Source organism: Variovorax sp. RO1, from assembly GCF_002849325.1.
In the GTDB taxonomy this organism is placed as follows: domain Bacteria; phylum Pseudomonadota; class Gammaproteobacteria; order Burkholderiales; family Burkholderiaceae_C; genus Variovorax.
The window spans coordinates 360,698-382,760 of record NZ_PKMT01000003.1 but is presented as its reverse complement, the minus strand read 5'-3'; the positions used below and the strand labels follow the sequence as shown (position 1 = coordinate 382,760).

The window sequence follows — 22,063 nt, the reverse complement described above, 5'->3', positions numbered from 1 at the left end:
CGGCGAGGGCGCCTGACCGCCGCCGACTGCTCTCTGAATCGCAGACTACTGCGGCTTGATGTTTCCGGTTTCCTTCCACTTGGCGATGCGCGTCATGTGATGCTGAAGGTAGAGCATGCTGAAGAAGAAGGTCATGGCGCCCGAGAGCGTCAACCTGATCGGTTCGACGCTGTTGTAGTGGTCGAGCATCGAGCGCCTCATCGAGTAGTACCCGCAATAGAAGAGCACATACGACGGAATCTGAAGCAGCCAGCCAAGACTTTGGGTGTCCGAAGATTCCGATGAGGCATCGACGATGGCCCCGATGGAAGCCAGAACCACATAGCCGATCAGGTACATGGTGGCATTGGACCGGGAATCGATCCTGCGTACCCACGACGACTGGATAAACAGCCAGACCACGCCAAAGATGCCGAAGCTCAGCACCGTGAACAGCAAGACCAGCGACCAGTGCAACTTGGGTGGGAGTTTCTCCTCAGGCCTCGCTGTCTGGTTGGCGTAGGAGGACGGCGGCGCGACGTAGCCTGGCACAGGGGGCGGCTGATGGGCTGGAAAAGGGTGCGGTGGGACGATGGGAGGCGCACCGGACAGCATGGCCCGCTCGCCGAAAAATTGCCGAGCCGGTTGCCATTCGGCCATTCCATCGCGCCAGACCAAGTCGGTCTCAGCGATGTTTCCCCGGGCATACAGCGATCTGGCCTCGCTCTCCTCATAGGGGCCGAACCCCTGCCCATTTCGATTGACGTGGATGTCCATGGTGAATCTCCCTCTCTCTTTGCTTGTTGTAATTAACTGAACTGACGAAACGTTCGAGATGGCCGGCGCATTCATTCATGCCGCGGCAAGCGCCCGGCATGCGCAACAGACCATGAAAGACCGGTTTAAAGAGGCAGCGTATCGAAGGCCGCGTAAGCCGTGGCCAGCCACGACTTCACGCGCTGGCGCTCCAGCAACCCCAGCGCATGCGCCCCTTCGCGGTCGTTCACGGCCTTCCAGAAGCTCGTGTTCTGCGCATCGATCTTGCGCATGCTGGCTTCGTGCAGGCGCGGCAATGCAATGACGCGCGCGCCGTTCGCATTGGCCTTCGACAGCGACTGCGAGGCCAGCAGCATCCCGAAGTCGCTGCCGCGTCCGTAGTTCTGCACCACGATGTAGTTGGGCCGGTTGCCGAAGGTGTCGATGAGCGTGCCGAGCAGGTCGGTGGAGTCCTTGCCGTCGTCCAGCACGTGCCAGAAGTTGACCGTGACATCGATCTCTTCGAACACGTCGAACAGGTCGGATTCCTTGATCCAGCGCGACAGCGGCGCGAGCGTTTGCGCCGCGAGGTCGACGATCACGCTCTGCTTCGGGTTGGTCTCGAAGCCGTTCACCACCGTGTCCAGGCCCTCGAAGCTGTCGACCACCACGGGCGAGGCAAAGCCCTCGTAGAAGCGCGTGAAAGAGCTGTGCGAACGGTCGGTGTCGAAGCCGGTGAAGGGACGGCTGCGATCGATGAAGTACTGGGCCAGCACGCGTGCGGTGACCGATTTGCCGACACCGCCTTTCTCGCCGCCAATGAAGTTGATAGAGCTCATGAGTGGTTGCTGCCTCGAATGGGTTGAGGGGTGGAGGAGGGCGGATTCATTCTAGGGTTCGCTCGCTGCGCCACTGTGGCTAGCGACCCCGCTTGCTCATGCCTTGCAGCAAGGGATGTGCCTGCAGACGCTGCTGCAGTCGCTTTTTCCACGGAGCTGGCAGCGCCGAGGCGTCGATCATCGCGGGCCACTGGTCGCGTGCGAGCCGGGCCGTGTCGGCGACCACGCGTCGCATGCGCGGCTCGTGCACGCCGGCCGAGAAACAGAAGGCGCGCACGTTAGCCGGTGTGAACATCGCGGTGCGACGTACTGCGGCTGCACCCACCGGGGTCGGCAGCAGCGGCAGCGCATGGCCCTCGACGCCCTGCAGCGCCGCATAAGCCACGATGTCGTAGGCCGGCGCCAGGCGCGGCGCGACGCCGTCGGGGTACAGCACACCGAAGTTTTTCAGGTGGGCGTCCGGATTGCCCAGCAGGTCGTTGACCACGAGCCGCCGCACCAGTTCGAGCACGGCGTCTTCGCCGAGCGACGGAAAGGCGCGCATTGCGAGCGCCATGTCGAGGTAGCTCCCGCTGTACTTGTGCATCGGATCGACCGCAAGCACCTGCGCGAAATCCTCGAAGTGGATGCGGCGCGCGCCGTCGCGGTCGAAGCGCGTCACGGCCAGGAACTCGGGCTCGTCCGGCAGCGCATAACTGTGCTCCGCCGCGATGGCCGACAGCGGCGCGAGTTCGGCGTGGCACACCTCGACACCCGCCGCCCCGGCCATCTGCAGCGAGAGCATTTCGAGTTGCGGCATGTGAGGTCGTCCGGCCACCGGCAGCTTGGCGATCACCCGCGTGCTCGCCCCGGCGCGCACGCGCGCCACATAGCGACCGCCTTGGCGGCGCAGGCCCAGCTTGGGCTGCACGCCCGAGACCGAAATGCCCTGCGGCATCGGCAGCTCGACCACCGACATCTCGAGCGCGTCCTGGTCCTGCGTGATGAGCCGCTGCAGCGTGCCGCGGTCGACCGACACCGGGCGCGCGGCCACAGCGCCGGGCAGGTCGCCGCCGCAGGCCGCCAGCAATTCGAAGTGATCGTTGTCGCGGCAACCGCGCAGCTGCGCGATGTGGCTGCGCAGCACGCCTTCGGGCAGCAGGTTCTGGAAGAAGCCGGGCAGCTGGCCGCCCTGGGCATTGAACAACGGGTTCTTCACGTCGCTCCACAGCGCAGCCTGCGCTGCCGGGTCGCTCGCGACCATCGACAGTGAGAGCACGCCCGGCGGTGGGTTGGCGATCAGCTCGGGCTCCGCCACGAAGCGGCACAGGTCGGCGTACTGGAACAGCTTGCCGAGGCGATGCGCGCCGAGCGAAATCTCGAGGATCTTGACGTTCATGGCGGTGAGCGGCGGCCCCGCACGTAGGGCGGCGCAGCAGGTGCTTCAGCCAGCGCCCGGCCGACGCGCGTGGCGACCGGGCGGTAGCCGGGATCGACCGCGGTGCCTTCGCCGAAACCCTTGGGCGCAAGCTGCAGTTCGAGCCCCAGCGCATCGACCAGCGCAAGCAGCGACGACAGCTGCGGATTGCCCTTCAGGCTCAGGGCATTGCGCACCGAGCGCTCGGTGAGCCCCGAGCGCAGTGCGATCTCGGCGTTCGTGAGGCCGGTGGCCCCGCGTCGCGCCGTGAGGGCGGTGATGAGTTCCTGTTTGTCCACGGAAAGATATTACCGCAAATGGCTATTTTGGAAACATATTTCCGATGTGAAAAGCCTACTTGGGGATCAACGTGAAGAGCGGCATGACCACGCCCATCACCCAGTTCTGACCGAAATCGAGGGCCGCGCGACGGTATTTTTCGTCGGCCTGTGCGGCCAGCAGGTCGAGCCGCGCCACCACCTTCGACAGCTCCCGGTCGGCCACGAGGTTGCGTCCGCGATCGCTGATTTCTGTGGCCAGCAACAGCGGCTGGCCGTCAGGGCCGGTCTTGGACGAGATCAGCCAGAGCGAAATTTCGAAGTTGCGCGCCGTGCGATAGCTGTTCTCGGCGTCGACCCCGTCGATCATGGTCTGGTCCCAGGTGTTGCCGTTGGCCTGCTTGAGCATCGAGGCCCAGCCGACGACCAGCGCCGCCACGCGGTCGCCCTGGTAGGCCTGCGGGCCGGTCTCGAAGGCCAGGCGGATGGCGTCGATGCCGGTGGCGCCGCGAAGCTCGGGCAGGGGCGTGCCCTGAAGGACCGCGTCCCAGGTGCGCTTCGTGGCTTCTTCCATGGAGGCAGCCGACTTGCGCCATTCGCGCGGGTTGCGCCGGTACAGCGTGGTCTGCACGCGGCGCACCGATTGCAGGTTGTCGCGCAGCGACAGGTTGGCGATGCGGTTGGTGGCGGATTGCAGCCACTCCTGGTTGCCGTAGGGTTCCGCGCGCTCGGTGGATCGAAGGGACGAACAGCCCGTCAGCGCCAGTGGCGCGAGCAGGGCGGCCGCGGTGCCGGCCAGCAGGCAGGTGCGTCGCGCCGCGAGGGGAGAAGCCAGGGAATCACTCATGCCCTGACGTTATCATCCACGGCTGGGGCGGCGGCCCGCTTCAAGCTGCGGGCCCGTGCAATTTTCCTTACAAATCAATACCTTGGCGCTAAGCCAAGGCAGGGCGACAAGTCGTGCGTCTTAACTCCATCAAGCTCTCGGGCTTCAAGTCGTTCGCCGAACCCACCAACTTCCTGCTGCCGGGCCAACTGGTCGGGGTGGTGGGGCCGAACGGCTGCGGCAAGTCGAACATCATGGACGCCGTGCGCTGGGTGCTCGGCGAGTCGCGTGCGTCGGAACTGCGCGGCGAGTCGATGCAGGACGTGATCTTCAACGGCACGACCACCCGCAAGCAGGCCAGCCGTTCGAGCGTCGAACTGGTGTTCGACAACGCCGACCACCGCGCCGGCGGCCAGTGGAACCAGTTCACCGAAATTGCCGTGCGCCGCGTGCTCACACGTGACGGCACCAGCAGCTACTACATCAACAACCAGCCGGTGCGCCGCCGAGACGTGCAGGACGTGTTCCTGGGTACCGGCCTCGGGCCGCGCGCCTATGCCATCATCGGCCAGGGCACGATCAGCCGGATCATCGAATCCAAGCCCGAAGAGTTGCGCCTGTTTCTCGAAGAAGCCGCGGGTGTCTCCAAGTACAAGGAGCGCCGCCGCGAAACCGAGAACCGCCTGGGCGACACGCGCGAGAACCTCACGCGCGTCGAAGACATCCTGCGCGAACTCAACGCCAACCTCGAAAAGCTCGAGAAGCAGGCCGAGGTGGCCGCACGCTACAACGCGCTGCAGGGCGACGCGACGAAGAAGCAGCACCAGCTGTGGTTCCTGAAGCGCGGCGAAAGCGATGCCGACCAGGCCAAGATCAAGGCCGATTCGGAAAAGGCCATCAACGACCTCGAATCGCGCACCGCCGACCTGCGCCGCATCGAGTCCGAACTGGAAACCGTGCGCCAGGCCCACTACGGCGCCGGCGACCTGGTGAACCAGGCGCAGGGCAAGCTGTATGAAGCCAGCGCCGAAGTCGGCCGGCTCGAAGGCGAGATCCGCTTCGTGGTCGAAGGCCGCCAGCGCGTCGAGCAGCGCCTGGTGCAACTGCGCGAACAGATGGGCCAGTGGGGCCGCCGCCGCGAAGAAGCCGAAGCCGAAATCGAGACGCTGGCTGGTGCCGGCGTCGATGCCGAAGAGCAGGCCATCCTGCTGGCCGCGCAGCTCGAAGAGCACGACGCACGCCTGCCTGACCTCGAAGAGGCCGTGCAGCGTGCGCAGAACGAAGCCAACACCCAGCGCGCCACGGTGTCGCAGGTGCAGCAGCAGATCCAGGTGCTGGCCGCCGACCAGCGCAACATCGAAGACCAGAGCCGCCAGCTCACGCTGCGCAGCGAGCGTCTGCGCGCCGACCAGAACGCACTGGCTGCGCCCGACGAAGACCGGCTGACGGAGATGCAGGAGCAGCTGGCCGCGGCGCAAGAAGCCGCCAGCGAATCCGACGCCCGCCTGCAGGAACTGCAGGAAGCCGTGCCGCAGCTCGACGAAGACCGTCGCGCCAAGCAGCAGGCCGTCAACACCGAGGGCGCCCGCCACGCCGAGTTTTCGGCCCGCCTCGAAGCGCTGCGCGCGCTGCAAGAGAAGGTCAAGACCGACGGCAAGCTCGCGCCCTGGCTCGCCAAGCACGGCCTCGACGGCCTGCAGGGCCTGTGGAGCCGCATCCATATCGAACAAGGCTGGGAGAGCGCGCTCGAAGCCGCACTGCGTGAGCGCCTGGGCGCGCTCGAAGTCAGCCGGCTCGACATGGTGCGTGCCTTTGGCAACGACGCGCCGCCCGCCAAGCTGGCTTTCTACAGCCCGCCCGCCGCCGGCGTGCCGCAGGGCGCGGGCGCACTGCCCAAACTGTCGAGCCTGCTGCGCCTGAACGACGCCGGTCAGCAAGCGCTGCTGAACGACTGGCTGCACGGCTGCTTCACGGCCGAGACTTTCGAAGAGGCGCTGGCCCAGCGCGCCACGCTGCAGCCCGGCGAAGTGATCTACGTGCGCAGCGGCCATGCCGTGTCGTCGCACAGCGTGAACTTCTACGCGCCCGATTCCGAGCAGGCCGGCCTCCTGGCCCGCCAGCAGGAAATGGAAAACCTCGAGCACCAGCTCAAGGCCCAGACGCTCATCAACGAAGAGGCGCGCACCGCGCTGGTCCGCGCCGAAGCTGCTTACGGCGATGCCGCGCAGCGCCTCGTCACGGCCCGCCGCGAAGCTGCCGAAACGCAGTCGCGCGCCCATGAACTGCAGGTCGAAACGCTGCGCATGACGCAGCTCGCCGAGCAGACCCGTGCGCGCAGCCAGCAGCTGGCCGCCGACCTCGGGGAGGTCGATGCCCAACTCGAAGAGCTGCAAGAAAAGCGCATCGCCGCCGAAGGCCGCTTCGAAGAGCTCGACATGCAACTGGCCGACAGCCAGGAGCGCCATGCGCAGCTGGACGAGCGCGTCATCGAAGCCGGCCGCACGCTGAATGCCAGCCGCGAGCAGCACCGCAGCCTTGAGCGGCAGGCGCAAGAAGCCACCTTCTCGCAACGCACGCTCGAAGCGCGCCGCGGCGAGCTGAACCGCAGCATCGAAACCGCCTCGCAGCAGACCGTCGCGCTGACCGACGAAGACGAGCGCGCCCGCGCCGAGTTGAGCCGCCTGTCGGACGCCGCCGCGCAAGCCGGCCTGCAGGACGCGCTGTCGCTCAAGCTGGAGCGCGAGACTGCGTTGGGCGCAGCCCGCAGCCAGTACGACGACCTCACGCTCAAGCTGCGCGCCAGCGACGAACGCCGGCTGCAGCTGGAGCGCGAACTCGATCCGCTGCGCCAGCGCATCACGGAGTTTCAGCTCAAGGAACAGGCCGCGCGCCTGGGTGTCGAGCAGTACCAGCAGTTGCTGGACGACGCCGGTGCCGACCTCGAAGCGGTCGCCCAGTCGATCGAGACCGAGAAGGTGCGCCTGACGGGCCTGCAAAGCGAAATCGACCGCCTGAACCGCGAAGTGGTCGCGCTCGGCGCCGTCAACCTCGCCGCGCTCGACGAACTCGCCATTGCGAGCGAGCGCAAGATCTTCCTGGACGCCCAGTCGGCCGACCTGAACGAAGCCATCGGTACGCTCGAAGACGCCATCCGCAAGATCGACGCCGAAACGCGCGATCTGCTCGGCGGCACCTTCAAGATCGTCAACGAGCACTTCAGCCGCATGTTCCCCGAACTGTTTGGCGGCGGCAATGCACGCCTCGTGATGACCGGCGACGAGATCCTCGATGCCGGCGTGCAGGTGCTCGCGCAGCCGCCCGGCAAGAAGAACCAGACCATCCACCTGCTCTCGGGCGGCGAGAAGGCGCTCACGGCCATTGCGCTCGTGTTTGCCATCTTCCAACTCAACCCGGCGCCTTTCTGTCTGCTGGACGAAGTGGACGCGCCGCTGGACGACGCCAACACCGAACGCTACGCCAAACTCGTGACCGCCATGAGCCGTGAAACCCAGTTCCTCTTCATCAGCCACAACAAGATCGCCATGGAAATGGCCGAACAGCTGATCGGCGTGACGATGCAGGAACAGGGTGTGTCGCGCATCGTTGCGGTCGACATGGAGTCGGCGGCCTCGATGGTCGAAGCGGCATAAGGCAGGCGCGCGCATGAGCAATCTCACTCTCGCCCTGGCGATCCTCGGCGGCCTCGTTCTCGCGGCCGTCGTGGCCTACAACACCCTGATGTCGCGCCGCAATGCGCCGCGCCAACCCGATGCGGTCGATGTCGCCTTGGCCGAAGCCGAGCGCGCGCTGGCCGGCGGCAGCGACGGCGGCGTGGAGCCGATGCTCCATGCCGACCCGAGCCAGGTGGCCGGAAGCGACCGCCACGAGCCGCTGTTCGACCCCGATCTGCCGGCGCCCAGCGGCGTGCCCGTGCCCACCGGCGAGCGCCGCGGCGGGCTCGATCCGCTGATCGACGTCATCGCACCCATTTCGCTCGAAGGCCTGGCCTCGGGCGATGCCGCCCTCGCGGCCATGCCCTCGACGCGCCGCGCCGGCAGCAAGCCGGTGGCCATCGAAGGCCTGAACGATCTCACCAGCCAGTGGGAGCCGCCGGCGCCCGGGCAGCGCTACCGCGCCTTCCAGGTCGGCGTGCAGCTGGCCAACCGCACCGGGGCGCTCAACGAGATCGAGTACTCCGAGTTCGTGGTCAAGGCGCAGGCCTTCGCCGACGCGGTGAACGGCGCGCCCGAGTTTCCCGAGATGCTCGACGAAGTGGCGCGTGCCCGTGAGCTCGACCAGTTCGCCAGCGCGCACGACGCGCAACTGGGCTTTGTGCTGCGCGCGCTGCATGCGGCCTGGAGCCCCGGCTACGTGCAGCAGAACGCCGCGCGGCTGGGCTTTGTCGCCGGGATCATCCCGGGGCGCATGGTGCTGCCGACCAGCGAGGCCGGCCTGCCACCGATCCTCGGGCTCTCGTTCGACACCCAGGCTGCGCTGGCCGACGATCCGGCGCAATCGGCGATTCGCGAACTCAGCCTCAGCCTCGATGTGCCGCAGGTCGATCGCGGCGAAGAGCCGTTCCGCCGCATGCGCGAAGCCGCTGCCACGCTCGCCCGCGAGATGGATGGCGTGGTCACCGACAGCGACGGCCAGTTGCTGCGCGACGAAACCATGGACGTGATCGGCACCGACCTCGAGCAGCTGTACGACACGCTCGACGCACGCGACCTCGCCGCGGGCTCGCCGCTGGCGCGACGCCTCTTCAGCTGATTCGTCTTTTTCCCGAGGGACCCCCAATGACCACGCGCGACGAAGCGGCACGCGAAGCCGCCGCACTGAGCGAGCAGCTGCATCGCCACGCCCACCTGTACTACGTGCTCGACGCGCCCGAGTTGCCCGACGCGGAGTACGACAAGATGTTCCAGCGCCTGCAGGTGCTGGAAACCGAGTTTCCCGAACTGCGCACGCCCGATTCGCCGACGCAGCGCGTGGGCGGTGCGGTGCTCGATGGGCTGACCAAGGTGCGCCATCGCGTGCCGATGCTGTCGATCCGCACCGAGACCGACATCACGCCGACCGGCGCCAGCGCCTTCGACGCGCGCGTGCGCCGCGAACTGGGCCTGGCCGAAGACGCGCCACAGATCGCCTACGTCTGCGAACTCAAGTTCGACGGACTGGCCATGAGCCTGCGCTACGAGCACGGCGTGCTGGTGCAGGCCGCCACGCGCGGCGACGGCGAGGTGGGCGAGGACGTCACGCAGAACATCCGCACCATCCGTGAGATTCCGCTGAAGCTCAAGGGCACGGCGCCGCCCGTGGTCGAAGTGCGTGGCGAGGTCTACATGAAGCGCGCCGATTTCGATGCGCTCAACGAGCGCCAGCGCGAGAAGATCGCCGCCGGGCAGAAGAACGAGAAGGTGTTCGTCAATCCGCGCAATGCGGCGGCCGGCGCGGTGCGCCAGCACGATCCGGCGATTGCGGCGGCGCGGCCACTGAGCTTCTTCGCCTACGGCTTGGGCGAGGTCTCGCCCGCGAGCGACGGCGGACCCGAGATTGCCACCCAGTTCGACTGGCTGCAGCAGTTCCATGCGTGGGGCTTCCCGGTCGCCACGCAGACCGCACGGGCGACAGGTGCTATTGAACTGATAGCGTTCCATGAGACCATCGGCCGCCAGCGCGATGCGCTGCCGTACGACATCGACGGCGTGGTCTACAAGGTCGACAGCCTGGAGCTGCAGCGGCAGCTGGGTTTTGTCTCGCGCGAGCCGCGCTGGGCCGTGGCCCACAAGTACCCGGCGCAGGAGCAGCTGACCGAGGTGGTCGGCATCGAGATCCAGGTGGGCCGCACCGGCAAGCTCACGCCGGTGGCCAAGCTGGCGCCGGTGTTCGTGGGCGGCGTGACCGTGACCAACGCCACGCTGCACAACGAAGACGAAGCCCGCCGCAAGGACGTGCGCATCGGCGATACGGTCATCGTGCGGCGCGCCGGTGACGTGATTCCCGAAGTGGTGGGCGTCGCGCCCGACAGCCTGGCCAAGCCCGACGACCAGCGCGGCGCGATCTTCACCATGCCGCACAAGTGCCCCGTGTGCGATTCCGAGGCCGTGCGGGAGGAGGGCGAGGTCGACTACCGCTGCACCGGCGGCCTGTTCTGCGCAGCGCAGCGCAAGGAAGCCATCCTGCATTTCGCGGCGCGGCGCGCGGTCGATGTCGACGGGCTGGGCGACAAGCTGGTCGAACAGCTGGTCGATGCCAACCTGATCCGCACCTTGCCCGATCTCTACAAGCTCGGCTTCGTCACGCTGGCGGGCCTGGACCGCATGGCCGAGAAGTCGGCCAAGAACCTTGTCGACTCGCTGGAAGCTTCCAAGAAGACGACGCTGCCGCGCTTCCTGTTCGGCCTGGGCATCCGCCACGTGGGCGAGAGCACGGCGAAAGACCTCGCCAAGCATTTCGGCAAGCTCGACGCGATCATGGATGCGACGGAGGAGCATTTGCTCGAAGTGAACGACGTCGGCCCCGTGGTGGCGCAGAGCCTGCGCACCTTCTTCGACCAGCCGCACAACCGTGAGGTGGTCGAACAGCTGCGCGCCTGCGGCCTGACATGGGAAGAGCACGAGCCGGAAGCCCGCGCGCCCAAGCCTTTGGCGGGGCTGACCTTCGTGATCACCGGCACCCTTCCTACGCTGAGCCGCGACGATGCGAAGGATAAATTGGAGGCAGCCGGCGCCAAGGTGGCCGGCTCCGTCAGCAAGAAGACCCACTACCTCGTGGCCGGGGAAGAGGCTGGCAGCAAGCTCGACAAGGCGCGTGACATCGGCGTCACGGTGATCGACGAGGCGCGTATGCTGGAGATCCTCGCGAACGGGGTGGCGCCGGCCTCCGAGGCCTGAGCCGGTCGGTGCCGTTGACTGGGGCCCTTACCGCCCGTTACGCGACTTCACATCCGCGCAGTCAACAGGGTCTACAAGCGGACGTTGAAAGACTACAGAAGGCCGACAAGGAGTCCCTCATGCAAAAAATTCGTGTTCTCGCTACCAGCCTCGCACTCGGCGGCATCGCGCTGCTGAGCGGCTGCGTGGCCGTTCCTGGCGATCCGTACTACTCCGGCGGCTATTCCGACCCGTATTACTCCGATCCTGGTCCCGTGGTGGTGCCGGCGCCGGTCTACATCCAGGGTGGCGGCTATTACGACAACCGGCGTCCGTACTACGACCGTCGTCCTTACTATGGCCGACCCGGCTATCCCGCGGTGCGTCCCAGCTATCCAGCCGTGCGGCCGACCTATCCATCCGGCCGTCCGCCGGTTCAGATGCGTCCGCCGGCCGTTTCGCCTGCGCACCCGGGCGTGTCGCCCAACTACCCGAGCAACGCGATGCGCCCGCCGCCGGGCGTGCCGTGGCGTGACGCGCCGGCGCTGGCCGACAAGCCCTGACAACAAGGCAAGCACACGCCCCAGCGAGGGCGTGGCGCGCTGGCCATAATCCCGCATGGCCTTCCGCGAAATTCTCAAAATGGGCGACCCCCGGCTGCTGCGTACCGCGCAGCCGGTCGCCGCTTTCGACACCGACGAACTGCACCTGCTGGTGCGCGACATGTTCGAGACCATGAAAGCGGTCAATGGCGCCGGCCTTGCGGCGCCGCAGATCGGCGTCGATCTGCAGCTGGTGATCTTCGGCACCGACACCGTCAACCCCCGCTACCCCGACGCACCGCCGGTGCCGCGCACCGTGCTGCTCAACCCCGTCATCACACCGCTGGGCGATGAAGAGGAGGAGGGCTGGGAAGGCTGCCTGTCGGTGCCGGGCCTGCGCGGCGTGGTGCCGCGCTTCGCCCACATCCGCTACACGGGCTTCGACCTGTATGGCGACCCGATCGACCGCACCGCCGATGGTTTTCATGCGCGCGTGGTGCAGCACGAAGTCGATCACCTGTTCGGCAAGCTGTACCCGATGCGGGTGCGCGATTTCTCGCGCTTCGGCTACACCGAGGTCCTGTTTCCAGGCCTCGATGCGGCAGACGACGACTGAGTCGTCCGTCTGCTTGCTACTTGTTGTTGAGCCCGAAGCGCCCGCCGCCCGTGAACGCGAGCGAGATCGCCGCGAACAGGAACATGCCCTGCAGCTCCAGCACCCAGCCGCCTTGCGCGTTCAGCGCGCCCAGATCCTTGCGGTGCGCCAGCCAGATCGCCACGACCATGTTGACGGCCACGACCAGCGCGGCAGGGCGCGTGAACAGGCCGACGATCAGCAGCACCGGCGCCAGGATCTCGCCCACGTAGACCCCGTAGGCCAGCACCGCGGGCACGCCGTGCGACGCGAGCATGCCGCCGATGCCGTCGACGCCCTTGCCGACTTTGGCAATGCCGTGCAGCAGGATGAGGATGCCCAGCGCAACGCGCAGGATGAGCTTGCCGGTGTCGTCGGACTTGACCATGGTGTGATTCCTGTTCGGGAGTGATGAAAGGGCCGTATGGTAGTGAAACTGGCCGCGCCGCCAACCGATCGCCCGCGAACGGATCGACATATGTATCCAACGCAGGGTTCTTTGTCATCAGCCTGCGTCGCCCCGTACACTGCCTTTTGCCTACTGTTGAGGAGCACACACCAATGATGAAAAACACCCGATTCCGTCCGGCACTGCTGGCTGCCGCTTCCGTTCTCGCGCTGGCCGCCGCGGCCCCGGCCTTCGCCGGCAAGACGCTCGACGCGGTCAAGCAGCGCGGCACCGTCAAGTGCGGCGTGACCAACGGCGTGGCGGGTTTCTCGGCCCCCGACACGCAGGGCAACTGGTCGGGCCTGGACGTCGACACCTGCCGCGCCATTGCCGCGGCCGTGCTGGGCGATCCGAAGAAGGTCGACTTCGTGCCGCTCAACTCGCAGCAGCGCTTCTCGGCCCTGCAGGCCGGCGAGATCGACATCCTCGCGCGCAACACCACCTGGACGCTCACACGCGACGCGTCGCTGGGCTTCAACTTCACCACCATCACCTACTACGACGGCCAGGGCTTCCTGGTGCCGAAGAAGCTGAAGGTGACGAGCGCCAAGCAACTCAAGAACGCCACCATCTGCACGCAGTCGGGCACCACCAACGAGAAGAACGTGTCGGACTACTTCCGCGCGCAGAACATCCCGGTGAAGACCGTCGTGTTCGAAAGCTTCGAGGCGTCGTTCAAGGCCTTCTTCTCGGGCCGCTGCCAGGCTTTCACTACCGACGCCTCGGCGCTGGCCGGCCTGCGCAACAAGGAAGCGCCGAACCCCGACGACTACCTGATCCTGCCCGAGCTGATCTCCAAGGAGCCGCTCGCGCCGCTGGTGCGTCGCGGCGACGACGAGTGGTTCGCCATCGCCAAGTGGGTGCCCAACGCGCTCATCGAGGCGGAAGAATTCGGCGTCACCCAAGCCAATGCCGACCAGCTCAAGGGCAGCAGCAAAGACCCGGCGCAGCAGCGCCTGCTCGGCGCCGGTGAAGACCTCGGCAAGCTGCTGGGCCTCGACAAAGACTGGTCGTACCGCGCCATCAAGGCCGTGGGCAACTACGGCGAGATGTTCGAGCGCAACGTCGGACCGAAGTCGGTGCTCAAGCTGCCGCGCGGCTCCAACAATTTGTGGAGCAAGGGCGGCCTGATCTACGCACCACCCGTTCGATGAGTCGCCAGGCCTCGCGCCGCGGCGCCTGGCTGGCCTGGCTCGTGCAGGCCCTTTTGGTGCTGGCCGTCGTGGCCGGCGCCGTCTGGGTGGTGAACCATGCGCTCGAGGTGCTGCGCGCACGCGGCGTGCGTTCGGGTTTCGACTTCCTCACCGAGCCCGCGGGCTTTTCGATCAGCGAAGGCTGGCTCGACTTCGATGCCAGCCAGCCCTCGTGGCGCGCGTTCCTCGCGGGCCTGATCAACACCGTGCGCGCTGCCGTGCCCGCCGCCATCTTCGCGGTGGTGCTCGGCACGCTGATCGGCATCGGCCGGCTCGCACCGCACGTGCTGCTGCGCGGCATCTGCACCGCGTACGTGGAGCTGCTGCGCAACGTGCCACTGTTGGTGCAGCTGCTGATGCTGGCCTTCGCGATGGCCAACCTGCTGCCCGACCCGACCGAGCCCGTACACCTGCTGCCGGGCGTGTGGCTCAGCAAGGGCGGACTCAGCGTGCCCTGGCCCGTGGCGGGCGAGGGCGGTTGGTGGCCCACGCATTTCGAATGGCCCGAGCGCGGTGACTTCGGTGTGAGCGGCGGCGCGGCGCTGAGCCCGGAGTACGTGACCATCGTCGCTGGGCTGTCGCTGTATTCGGCGGCCTTCGTCGCCGAGATCGTGCGCGCCGGCATCCTCTCGGTGTCGCAGGGGCAGGTGCTGGCGGGGCAGGCGCTGGGGCTGTCGTCGGTGCAGCAGCTGCGCATCGTGATCCTGCCGCAGGCGCTGCGCGTGATCGTGCCCTCGCTCACCAACCAGCTGTTGAGCCTCACCAAGAATTCATCGCTGGCCGTGGCCGTGGGGTACCCGGAGCTGGTGTCGGTGGCCAACACCACCATCGGCTCGAACGGACGCGCCTTCGAGTGCATCGCGATCATCATGGCGGTGTATCTGCTGTTGTCGCTCGTGATCTCCTTCGGCATGAACCGCTACAACGCGCGCGTCGCGCTGCGAGGCTGGCGATGAGAAACGTCGCGCAAGGCCCCATCGCATGGCGCAGCGAGCTGTGGGGTTCGCCGCTGCGCGCGCTGGCCACGGTGCTGCTGCTGGGCGTGCTCGCGTGGGCGGGCTTTCACGCGTTCGAGTGGGGCGTGGTGCACGCCGTGTTCCGCCCCGACGCCGACGCGTGCCGCGCGGTGCAGCACGGCGCCTGCTGGGGCGTGGTGGCCGAGAAGTGGCGGCCGATGCTGTTCGGTCGCTTTCCGTATGAAGAGCAATGGCGTCCGGCCATCGCAGTGGTCGTGCTGTCCGCTGTGACCGTGCTCAGCGCCTGGCCGCGCAGCTGGCGCTGGTGGCTGGTGCCGCTGTGGCTCGTGTCGTTGCTGCTGTTCGTCGGGCTGATGCACGGCGGGGTGGCCGGGCTGAGCGTGGTGCCGACCAGCCGCTGGGGCGGCCTGCCGCTCACCATCGGGCTGGCGGTGGTCGGGTTGGCGCTGGCCTTTCCGCTGGCATTGCTGCTCGCGATGGGGCGGCGCTCCGAATGGCCCGTGGTGCGCACGCTGAGCGCGAGCTACATCGAGCTGGTGCGCGGCGTGCCGCTGATCTCGGTGCTGTTCATGGCCTCGTTCCTGTTGCCGCTGCTGTGGCCGGCCGGCTGGCAACCCGACGTGCTGGTGCGCGTGCTGATGGGGCTCACGCTGTTCGTTGCGGCGTATCTGGCGGAGATCATCCGCGGCGGCCTGCAGGCCGTGCCGCGCGGGCAGACCGAGGTGGCGATGGCGCTGGGCTTCGGTCGCTGGCCGGTGCAGCGCGACATCGTGCTGCCGCAGGCGCTGCGCCTCGTGGTGCCGGCGCTGACCAACAGCGTGGTCGGCACGCTGAAGGACACCTCGCTGGTCACCGTGGTCGGCCTGTTCGAGCTGACCGGCGCACTCGGGCTGGCGCTAGGCGGCGATCCAGTCTGGCGGCCGTTCTATCTCGAGGGCTACCTGTTCGTGGCAGCCGTCTACTGGCTGCTGTGCTTCGGGCTGTCGCGCTACAGCGTCTGGCTCGAGCGGCGCCTGGGCGCCAGCTCGGCGTAGCCGGTCTGCGCGTCGGGCTCGCGCGAGAAGCGCCATTCGGGCAGCACCGCAATGAGGATCTCGGCCGTGGTGCGCACCACGCAGCCCGGTGCGGCGTGGCCGCCCGACACCTTGCCCGTCGCATCCGACACGCTGAGGTGCAGGTGCGAGCCATCAGGCGTCAGCGTGCCGGCGAGCGTGAGGATTTCAAGATCGCCTTCGATCCGCGTCGCCGTCTCTGCGCCCGCGAAACGGATGCGCGCGCCGCGCAGGCTGCCGATGCCCGAGACCACGAAGGCCGCGTCGCCGATGCCGTCCTGCTTCAGCACGCCATCGAGCGCCGCGCGCAGGTCGTCGCCGGGTTGCAGCCGCAGCACGAGCGTGTCCATGCGCTATTGCCTCGCGTCAGTTCGCCGACAGCGCCTTGTCGACCACCTGCTGCGCTTCGCCGAGGATGCGTGCAAGGTGCTCGTCGCCGAGAAAGCTCTCGCCGTAGATCTTGTAGATGTTCTCCGTGCCCGACGGCCGTGCGGCGAACCAGCCGTTCTCAGTGACGACCTTCACGCCGCCGATGGCTGCGCCGTTGCCCGGTGCGTGGCTCAGCACGTTCTCGATCTTCTCGCCCGCCAGCGTGGTCGAAGTGATCTGCTGCGGCGACAGCGCCGACAGGCGTTTCTTCTGCTCGGGCGTGGCGGGTGCGTCCACGCGGTCGGACACCGGGCGCCCCAGCGCTTGCGTCAGCGCGTTGAAGCGCTCGCCGGGGTCACGCCCGGTGCGCGCGGCGATCTCGGCCGAGAGCAGGGCGGGCACGATGCCGTCCTTGTCGGTGGTCCACGCGCTGCCGTCGTGGCGCAGGAAGGTGGCGCCTGCGCTTTCCTCGCCGCCGAAGCCCAGCGAGCCGTCGACCAGCCCGTCGACGAACCACTTGAAGCCCACGGGCACCTCGTACAGCGGGCGGCCCAGCTGTGCGGCCACGCGGTCGATCATGCGGCTGCTGACCACCGTCTTGCCGACGGCCGCCTGCGCCGGCCAGTGCGGGCGGTGCGTGAAGAGGTAGTCGATCATCACCGCGAGGTAGTTGTTCGGCTGCATCAGGCCCGCGCTGCGCGTGACCACGCCGTGTCGGTCGTGGTCGGTGTCGCAGGCGAAGGCGATGGCGAAGCGGTCTTTCAGCGCGACCAGCCCGTGCATCGCATCGGGCGAGGACGGGTCCATGCGGATGCGGCCGTCCCAGTCGAGCGACATGAAGCGGAAGGTCGGGTCGACCGCCTGGCTCAGCACGTTCAGGCGCTGGAGCTTGTAGCGCGCGGCAATGGCGGGCCAGTAATGCACGCCGGCGCCGCCCAGCGGATCGACGCCGAGGTCGATGGTGCCGCCGCGGATCGCGTCCATGTCGAGCACCTGGGCCAGGTCTTCGACGTAGGTGTTGAGGTAGTCGTGGCGGTGCGTGGTGGACGCCTTGAGCGCCTGCGCCAGCGGCATGCGCTTCACGCCTTCGAGCTTGTTCGCCAGCATCTGGTTGGCAGCCGCTTCGACGGCGGAGGTGATGTCGGTGCCTGCCGGGCCACCGTTCGGCGGGTTGTATTTGAAGCCGCCGCTTTCGGGTGGGTTGTGCGAGGGCGTGATCACGATGCCGTCGGCCAGGCCGCTGGTGCGTCCGCGGTTGTAGACCAGGATGGCATGCGATACCGCCGGCGTGGGCGTGTACTCGTCGTCCTTCGAGAGCATCAGCTCGACGCCGTTGGCCGCCAGCACCTCGACCGCGCTGGCGAAGGCGGGCGTGGACAGCGCGTGCGTGTCGATGCCCAAAAACAGCGGGCCGTCGATGCCTTTGAGCTTGCGGTAGTCGCAGATGGCCTGGCTGATCGCCAGCACATGCCATTCGTTGAAGGCGTCGTCGAACGAGGAGCCGCGATGGCCCGAGGTGCCGAAGGCCACGCGCTGGCTCGGCACGGCCGGGTCGGGGCGCCCGGTGTAGTAGGCCGAGACGAGGCGCGGCACGTCCACCAGCAGATCAGACGGGGCCGGCTGGCCCGCGAGGGGATGGGAAGAAGTGCTCATGTCGAAAGCGGGTGATGAAAGGGAGCGTGCCGGCGGTGCCGTGCGCGGGCTTTCAGCATACGCCATGGCCGGGGCCGGCTTGCCGCCTGCGCGCCCGTTCGCAGCGGTTCGCTTACAACCCTTTCAATGTGAGCGCCGTGCGCGCACCCGCTCCGGGCCGTCGCCTGTGGCCAGCCATCGGGCGGGCACGTCGAAGTACGCGGCGATCGTCGGCAGGTGCAGGGTGCCGGCGCAGCTGTGGCGGTCTGTCAGCCAGCGCACGACCGTGGCGTCACTGACGCCGCATTGACGCGCGAGTTCGGATTTCCATCGAGGCTGCGACTCGGCGACGAGCGAGATCAGGCGGTCTTGAAAGCTGGCGTTCATGGTCGGCCTCCCTTTGCGGCAACAGCGGTCGGGTGGGAATCTCCTCCAAACGCGCCACGGGCCCAACCCCTCCTTCGCAGGGGGCTGGTAGTTTTTTGCGTGGAGGGTGATCTAGTTCCGACGCGCGGTGGGTGCGGCCGTCGACGCCGGCGTCAGAATGAGGCCGCATATCGACCAAAAAAGGTCGAAGGGGGTGTGCCATGAAAGTGATGATGCTGGACGACCACGCGTTGTTCCGTGCGGGCCTGCGCATGCTGCTGGAGAGCATGGCGCAGAGCGCGGAGATCTTCGAAGCTGCCACGGTTGACGAGGCCTGCGCCCTGGCGCTGCGCCACCCTGACCTGGCGATCTGTCTGCTGGACCTCGAACTCAAGGGCGAGTACGGCCTGGACGCGCTGGTGCGCCTGAAAGCGGGGGCGCCCGACATCGCGGTGGTGGTGGTGTCGGCATCGACCGATGTCGACATCATCCGTGGCTGCCTGGAGGCCGGTGCCATGAGCTTCGTGCCCAAAAGCATGCCCGCCGACTTTCTGAAACGTGCCTTCGAGACCGTGCTGGCGGGGGAGGTCTACCTGCCGCAGGAAATCCTGCACCTGGGGCCGAAGAGCGTCGCCAGGCCGACGCTCAGTCCACGGCAGGCCGACACGTTGCACGGCCTGGCGCGCGGGTTGCCGACCAAGTCGATCGCGCGCGAGCTCGGTCTTTCGGAGCACACGGTGAAGGAGTACATCGGCACCTTGTTCCAGGCGCTGGGTGTGCACAATCGCACCGAGGCCGTGATCACGGGCATCCGCCTGGGGCTGCTGTCCCCCTTGCAGCGCAAGGGGTCATGAACAGGCTGCCGCGGGCGGCTAAGCTTCAGGCTGGTTTCAAGGAGCAAGACAAGATGCGCATGACGATTGGCCGGCACGGGGTTCTTCTGATGGCTGCGGCCCTCGCTGCAGTGCTCGCGGGCTGCGAAGCCCCGCCCAAGGACCGGCCGCTCACCTCTGAAGTGCCCGCCCCGCCGAGCTTCGCGCCGCCGCCCGAGAGTTGCCAGGCCCCGGAAGTGCGCTTTGCGCTCGGCTTGCAGGCGACGCGTCCGTTGGTCGAAGAGATGCGTCAGCGCGCCGGCGCGAAAACGGCGCGCACGGTGCCGGCCACGGCGCCGGCTGACCCTTCGCAGGACGCGACGCGGCTCAACGCACAGGTCGATCCCACGGGTCGCATCCTCGGCGCGTACTGCGGCTGAGCCGCACACGCCAAATCCGCTGCCTCACTGGGAGGCCAGCGCCTCCATCAGGTCCGTCTCAATGGCCAGCTGCGTCTTCTGGCCCTGCAACTCGGGCCCGCTGATCAGGAACGTGTCTTCCACCCGTTCGCCCAAGGTCGTCACCTTCGCCAGTTGAAGGTTCAGGTGATGCCGCGCGAGCACGCGCGCCACCGAATACAACAGACCCGCGCGGTCGCTGGCCGAGATGCTGAGCAGCCAGCGCTGCGCCTTGTCGTCGGGCACGAGGCTGATGCGCGGCTTGATCGGAAAGCTGCGCACCCGGCGCGACACGCGACCCATGCTCGGCGCGGGCAGGGCGCCGGCCTCGGTGAGCGTTTGCGCCAGGCCCGTCTCGACCATGCTGATCAGGTCGCGGTAATGGTCGGGCTGGAAGGTCGTCACCACCTGGAAGGTGTCGAGCGCATAGCCGTTGCTCGTGGTGTGGACCTTGGCGTCCAGAATGCTGAACGAGGCCTGGTCGAAGTAGCCGCAGATGCGCGCGAACAGGTCGGACTGGTCGGGCGTGTAGACCACCACCTGCAGCCCTTCGCCCACCGGCGACAGGTGCGCGCGCACGATGGGCAGCGCCTTCGGGTCGATGGGCACGTTCTTCGGCGGCACGAAGCGCGAGAGCTGCTTGGCGTGCCAGGCGATCTCGGTGGCGTCGTGGCGCATGAAGTAGCCGACGTCGAGCGTCTCCCACAGCGCCTTGTGGGCTTCGAAGCGCTGCGCATGCAGGGCGAGCAGCACCAGCGCCTCGCGCTTGCGCGACTCGACCTCGGCGTCGGGGTCGGGCATGCGCCCGCCGAGCGCGCGCAGCGTGAAGCGGTACAGGTCTTCGAGCAGCTTGCCCTTCCACGCATTCCACACGCGCGGCGAAGTGCCGCGGATGTCGGCGATGGTCAGCAGGTACAGGGCGGTGAGGTAGCGCTCGTTGCCCACGCGCTTGGCGAAGGCGCCGATGACTTCGGGGTCGCTCAGGTCCTGCTTCTGCGCGACCTGGCTCATCACCAGATGCTCGGCCACGAGGAATTCGATGAGCTTCGCGTCTTCGCGCGCGATGCCGTGCTGCTTGCAGAAGCGCTGCACGTCGCGTGCGCCGAGCGTGGAGTGGTCCCCGCCGCGGCCCTTGGCGATGTCGTGGAAGAGGGCGGCCACGTAAAGAATCCAGGGCTTGTCCCAACCGGCCGCAAGCTGCGAGCAGAACGGGTACTCGTGCGCATGCTCGGCAATGAAGAAGCGGCGCACGTTGCGCAGCACCATCAGGATGTGTTGGTCGACCGTGTACACATGGAACAGGTCGTGCTGCATCTGCCCCACGATGCTGCGGAACACGCGCAGGTAGCGCCCCAGCACCGAGGTCTGGTTCATCAGCCGGAAGGCATGCGTGATGCCGTAGGGCTGCTGCAGGATCCGCATGAAGGTCACGTGGTTGACCGGGTCGTTGCGGAACTTGCTGTCCATCACGTGGCGTGCGTTGTACAGCGCGCGCAGCGTGCGCGCCGACAGGCCCTTCACGCCGATGGTCTTCTGGTACAGCAGGAAGGTCTCGAGCACCGCATGCGGCTCGCGCTCGTACAGGTCGTCGCTGGCAATCTCGATGAGGCCGGCGCGCTCGTAGAAGCGTTCGTTGATGGTCGTGGGCTGCTCGTCGATGGGCTGCAGCCGCTCGGAAATATTGAGCAGCAGGATCTGGTTGAGCTGCGACACCGCCTTGGCCGCCCAGTAGTAGCGGCGCATCAGCGCCTCGCTCGACTTGCGCTGCGACTCGCTTTCGTAGCCGAAGCTCGCGGCCACGGCGGTCTGCAGGTCGAACACCAGACGGTCTTCGCGCCGGTTGGCAATCACGTGCAGGCGGGCGCGAATGAGCGAGAGCAGGGCTTCGTTGCGCTTGATCTGCTGCGCCTCGAAGGGCGTGGCCAGGCCGTTCTTGGCCAGGTCGTCCCAGCGGCTGCCGAAGCCGGCCGCCTTGCTCATCCAGAGGATGGTCTGCAGGTCGCGCAGGCCGCCCGGCGATTCCTTGCAGTTGGGTTCGAGCGCGTAGGGCGTGTTGTCGAACTTCTGGTGGCGGTGCCGCATTTCCTGCGACTTGGCCACGAAGAAAGCCTGCGGGTCGATGGCCTGGGTGAACTGGCGGCGAAAGGACGCAAAGAGCTTCTTGTCGCCCGTGATCAGGCGCGATTCGAGCAGCGAGGTCTGCACCGTGATGTCCTTGGCGGCCTCGTCCAGGCACTCGTCGAGCGTGCGCACGCTGGAGCCGATTTCCAGGCCGGCGTCCCAGCACTGGCCGATGAAGGCCTCGATGCGCGCCGGGTCGATGCCGCTGTCCTGGCCGTCGGGCGGCAGCAGCAGCAGCACGTCGACGTCGGAGTAGGGAAACAGCTCGCCGCGCCCGAAACCACCGACCGCGGCCAGCGCGAAGGCGTCGCCGAAGCCTGCTTCGTTCCAGAGCGCGGTCAGCGTCTGGTCGGCCAGCGCCGAGAGCTGGCGCAGCACCGTGTGGACGCTGCGGGTGGGCGCGCGTGCGAAGCGCAGGGTGTCGAAAAGGGCGAGCTTTTTCGCGCGATAGGCTTCGCGCAGCGTCGCCACGTCGATCTTGGCTGCTTCGATCACGGCGGGGGCGCGCTGGGG

20 protein-coding genes are annotated in these 22,063 nt (G+C 67.4%); 10 read left to right on the top strand and 10 right to left on the bottom strand.

The window, feature by feature from the left end; genetic code table 11:
* Positions 1 to 45 precede the first annotated feature (45 nt).
* From CY658_RS18690 to CY658_RS18670, 5 genes are all read right to left on the bottom strand, one after another.
* The gene (locus CY658_RS18690; RefSeq protein ID WP_180838983.1) at positions 46 to 756 is read right to left on the bottom strand and encodes a DUF4339 domain-containing protein; all 711 of its coding nucleotides are present in this window, start codon (positions 754 to 756) and stop codon (positions 46 to 48) included.
* A gap of 125 nt (positions 757 to 881) precedes the next feature.
* Positions 882 to 1,574 (bottom strand): mobilization protein, encoded by a 693-nt coding sequence (locus CY658_RS18685; RefSeq protein ID WP_095948584.1) that lies wholly within the window; start codon positions 1,572 to 1,574, stop codon positions 882 to 884.
* A 79-nt stretch (positions 1,575 to 1,653) separates the two neighbouring features.
* Entirely contained in the window at positions 1,654 to 2,952 is a 1,299-nt protein-coding gene (locus tag CY658_RS18680; RefSeq protein ID WP_101491625.1) for a type II toxin-antitoxin system HipA family toxin, read from the bottom strand.
* Positions 2,949 to 3,269 (bottom strand): helix-turn-helix domain-containing protein, encoded by a 321-nt coding sequence (locus CY658_RS18675; RefSeq protein WP_070060699.1) that lies wholly within the window; start codon positions 3,267 to 3,269, stop codon positions 2,949 to 2,951. The genes CY658_RS18680 and CY658_RS18675 overlap by 4 nt, the downstream gene beginning before the upstream one ends.
* A gap of 55 nt (positions 3,270 to 3,324) precedes the next feature.
* Positions 3,325 to 4,095: a hypothetical protein gene (locus CY658_RS18670; RefSeq protein WP_101491624.1), complete on the bottom strand. Its 771-nt coding sequence runs from the start codon at positions 4,093 to 4,095 to the stop codon at positions 3,325 to 3,327.
* Between the two features lie 113 nt (positions 4,096 to 4,208).
* On the opposite strand from CY658_RS18670, the gene smc reads away from it, so the two are divergent.
* The 5 genes from smc to def all read left to right on the top strand — a co-directional run bounded on the left by smc (position 4,209) and on the right by def (position 12,104).
* A complete protein-coding gene (smc, locus tag CY658_RS18665; protein WP_101491623.1) occupies positions 4,209 to 7,724 on the top strand; it encodes a chromosome segregation protein SMC in 3,516 nt (1,171 codons plus the stop codon).
* A 13-nt stretch (positions 7,725 to 7,737) separates the two neighbouring features.
* The gene (locus CY658_RS18660) at positions 7,738 to 8,844 is read left to right on the top strand and encodes a cell division protein ZipA C-terminal FtsZ-binding domain-containing protein (RefSeq protein WP_101491622.1); all 1,107 of its coding nucleotides are present in this window, start codon (positions 7,738 to 7,740) and stop codon (positions 8,842 to 8,844) included.
* A 26-nt stretch (positions 8,845 to 8,870) separates the two neighbouring features.
* Positions 8,871 to 10,967, top strand: coding sequence for an NAD-dependent DNA ligase LigA (ligA, locus tag CY658_RS18655; protein ID WP_101491621.1), 2,097 nt, complete (start codon positions 8,871 to 8,873; stop codon positions 10,965 to 10,967).
* Between the two features lie 119 nt (positions 10,968 to 11,086).
* Positions 11,087 to 11,509, top strand: a complete 423-nt coding sequence (locus CY658_RS33050; protein ID WP_225617046.1) for a hypothetical protein — start codon at positions 11,087 to 11,089, stop codon at positions 11,507 to 11,509.
* A 55-nt stretch (positions 11,510 to 11,564) separates the two neighbouring features.
* Positions 11,565 to 12,104 (top strand): peptide deformylase, encoded by a 540-nt coding sequence (gene def, locus CY658_RS18645; RefSeq protein WP_101491620.1) that lies wholly within the window; start codon positions 11,565 to 11,567, stop codon positions 12,102 to 12,104.
* A 16-nt stretch (positions 12,105 to 12,120) separates the two neighbouring features.
* On the opposite strand, the gene CY658_RS18640 is transcribed toward def, so the two are convergent.
* Positions 12,121 to 12,510, bottom strand: coding sequence for a DoxX family protein (locus CY658_RS18640; RefSeq protein ID WP_101491619.1), 390 nt, complete (start codon positions 12,508 to 12,510; stop codon positions 12,121 to 12,123).
* 176 nt (positions 12,511 to 12,686) lie between these two features.
* Here CY658_RS18640 and CY658_RS18635 point away from each other — a divergent pair, with 176 nt between their 5' ends.
* From CY658_RS18635 to CY658_RS18625, 3 genes are read left to right on the top strand one after another with little or no spacing between them, the layout of a single operon-like run.
* Entirely contained in the window at positions 12,687 to 13,724 is a 1,038-nt protein-coding gene (locus CY658_RS18635; RefSeq protein WP_101491913.1) for an amino acid ABC transporter substrate-binding protein, read from the top strand.
* Complete coding sequence (locus tag CY658_RS18630) at positions 13,721 to 14,719, top strand: amino acid ABC transporter permease (protein ID WP_101491618.1); 999 nt, start codon at positions 13,721 to 13,723, stop codon at positions 14,717 to 14,719. The genes CY658_RS18635 and CY658_RS18630 overlap by 4 nt, the downstream gene beginning before the upstream one ends.
* Positions 14,716 to 15,774: an amino acid ABC transporter permease gene (locus tag CY658_RS18625; RefSeq protein ID WP_101491617.1), complete on the top strand. Its 1,059-nt coding sequence runs from the start codon at positions 14,716 to 14,718 to the stop codon at positions 15,772 to 15,774. The genes CY658_RS18630 and CY658_RS18625 overlap by 4 nt, the downstream gene beginning before the upstream one ends.
* On the opposite strand, the gene CY658_RS18620 is transcribed toward CY658_RS18625, so the two are convergent.
* The 3 genes from CY658_RS18620 to CY658_RS18610 all read right to left on the bottom strand — a co-directional run bounded on the left by CY658_RS18620 (position 15,729) and on the right by CY658_RS18610 (position 18,180).
* Positions 15,729 to 16,142, bottom strand: a complete 414-nt coding sequence (locus CY658_RS18620; RefSeq protein ID WP_101491616.1) for a PPC domain-containing DNA-binding protein — start codon at positions 16,140 to 16,142, stop codon at positions 15,729 to 15,731. The two genes, CY658_RS18625 and CY658_RS18620, sit on opposite strands and share 46 nt — an antisense overlap.
* Before the next feature lie 16 nt (positions 16,143 to 16,158).
* Entirely contained in the window at positions 16,159 to 17,814 is a 1,656-nt protein-coding gene (gene pgm, locus CY658_RS18615; RefSeq protein WP_101491615.1) for a phosphoglucomutase (alpha-D-glucose-1,6-bisphosphate-dependent), read from the bottom strand.
* A 123-nt stretch (positions 17,815 to 17,937) separates the two neighbouring features.
* Positions 17,938 to 18,180 carry a hypothetical protein gene (locus CY658_RS18610; protein WP_101491614.1) on the bottom strand — a complete coding sequence of 81 codons (243 nt, stop codon included), beginning with the start codon at positions 18,178 to 18,180 and terminating at the stop codon, positions 17,938 to 17,940.
* Positions 18,181 to 18,380: 200 nt separating this feature from the next.
* On the opposite strand from CY658_RS18610, the gene CY658_RS18605 reads away from it, so the two are divergent.
* Positions 18,381 to 19,013 carry a response regulator gene (locus tag CY658_RS18605; protein ID WP_101491613.1) on the top strand — a complete coding sequence of 211 codons (633 nt, stop codon included), beginning with the start codon at positions 18,381 to 18,383 and terminating at the stop codon, positions 19,011 to 19,013.
* Positions 19,014 to 19,066: 53 nt separating this feature from the next.
* A complete protein-coding gene (locus tag CY658_RS18600; RefSeq protein WP_101491612.1) occupies positions 19,067 to 19,411 on the top strand; it encodes a hypothetical protein in 345 nt (114 codons plus the stop codon).
* A gap of 24 nt (positions 19,412 to 19,435) precedes the next feature.
* Here the strand turns inward: CY658_RS18600 and CY658_RS18595 are convergent, their stop codons facing one another.
* The gene (locus tag CY658_RS18595) at positions 19,436 to 22,045 is read right to left on the bottom strand and encodes a [protein-PII] uridylyltransferase (RefSeq protein ID WP_101491611.1); all 2,610 of its coding nucleotides are present in this window, start codon (positions 22,043 to 22,045) and stop codon (positions 19,436 to 19,438) included.
* Positions 22,046 to 22,063 lie beyond the last annotated feature (18 nt).

Coding starts and splice junctions, on each gene's coding strand:
- CY658_RS18690 (WP_180838983.1), bottom strand. CDS start 756: ATGGACATCCACGTCAATCGAAATGGGCAGGGGTTCGGCCCCTATGAG.
- CY658_RS18685 (WP_095948584.1), bottom strand. CDS start 1,574: ATGAGCTCTATCAACTTCATTGGCGGCGAGAAAGGCGGTGTCGGCAAA.
- CY658_RS18680 (WP_101491625.1), bottom strand. CDS start 2,952: ATGAACGTCAAGATCCTCGAGATTTCGCTCGGCGCGCATCGCCTCGGC.
- CY658_RS18670 (WP_101491624.1), bottom strand. CDS start 4,095: ATGAGTGATTCCCTGGCTTCTCCCCTCGCGGCGCGACGCACCTGCCTG.
- CY658_RS18660 (WP_101491622.1), top strand. CDS start 7,738: ATGAGCAATCTCACTCTCGCCCTGGCGATCCTCGGCGGCCTCGTTCTC.
- ligA (WP_101491621.1), top strand. CDS start 8,871: ATGACCACGCGCGACGAAGCGGCACGCGAAGCCGCCGCACTGAGCGAG.
- CY658_RS33050 (WP_225617046.1), top strand. CDS start 11,087: ATGCAAAAAATTCGTGTTCTCGCTACCAGCCTCGCACTCGGCGGCATC.
- def (WP_101491620.1), top strand. CDS start 11,565: ATGGCCTTCCGCGAAATTCTCAAAATGGGCGACCCCCGGCTGCTGCGT.
- CY658_RS18640 (WP_101491619.1), bottom strand. CDS start 12,510: ATGGTCAAGTCCGACGACACCGGCAAGCTCATCCTGCGCGTTGCGCTG.
- CY658_RS18635 (WP_101491913.1), top strand. CDS start 12,687: ATGAAAAACACCCGATTCCGTCCGGCACTGCTGGCTGCCGCTTCCGTT.
- CY658_RS18630 (WP_101491618.1), top strand. CDS start 13,721: ATGAGTCGCCAGGCCTCGCGCCGCGGCGCCTGGCTGGCCTGGCTCGTG.
- CY658_RS18625 (WP_101491617.1), top strand. CDS start 14,716: ATGAGAAACGTCGCGCAAGGCCCCATCGCATGGCGCAGCGAGCTGTGG.
- CY658_RS18620 (WP_101491616.1), bottom strand. CDS start 16,142: ATGGACACGCTCGTGCTGCGGCTGCAACCCGGCGACGACCTGCGCGCG.
- pgm (WP_101491615.1), bottom strand. CDS start 17,814: ATGAGCACTTCTTCCCATCCCCTCGCGGGCCAGCCGGCCCCGTCTGAT.
- CY658_RS18610 (WP_101491614.1), bottom strand. CDS start 18,180: ATGAACGCCAGCTTTCAAGACCGCCTGATCTCGCTCGTCGCCGAGTCG.
- CY658_RS18605 (WP_101491613.1), top strand. CDS start 18,381: ATGAAAGTGATGATGCTGGACGACCACGCGTTGTTCCGTGCGGGCCTG.
- CY658_RS18600 (WP_101491612.1), top strand. CDS start 19,067: ATGCGCATGACGATTGGCCGGCACGGGGTTCTTCTGATGGCTGCGGCC.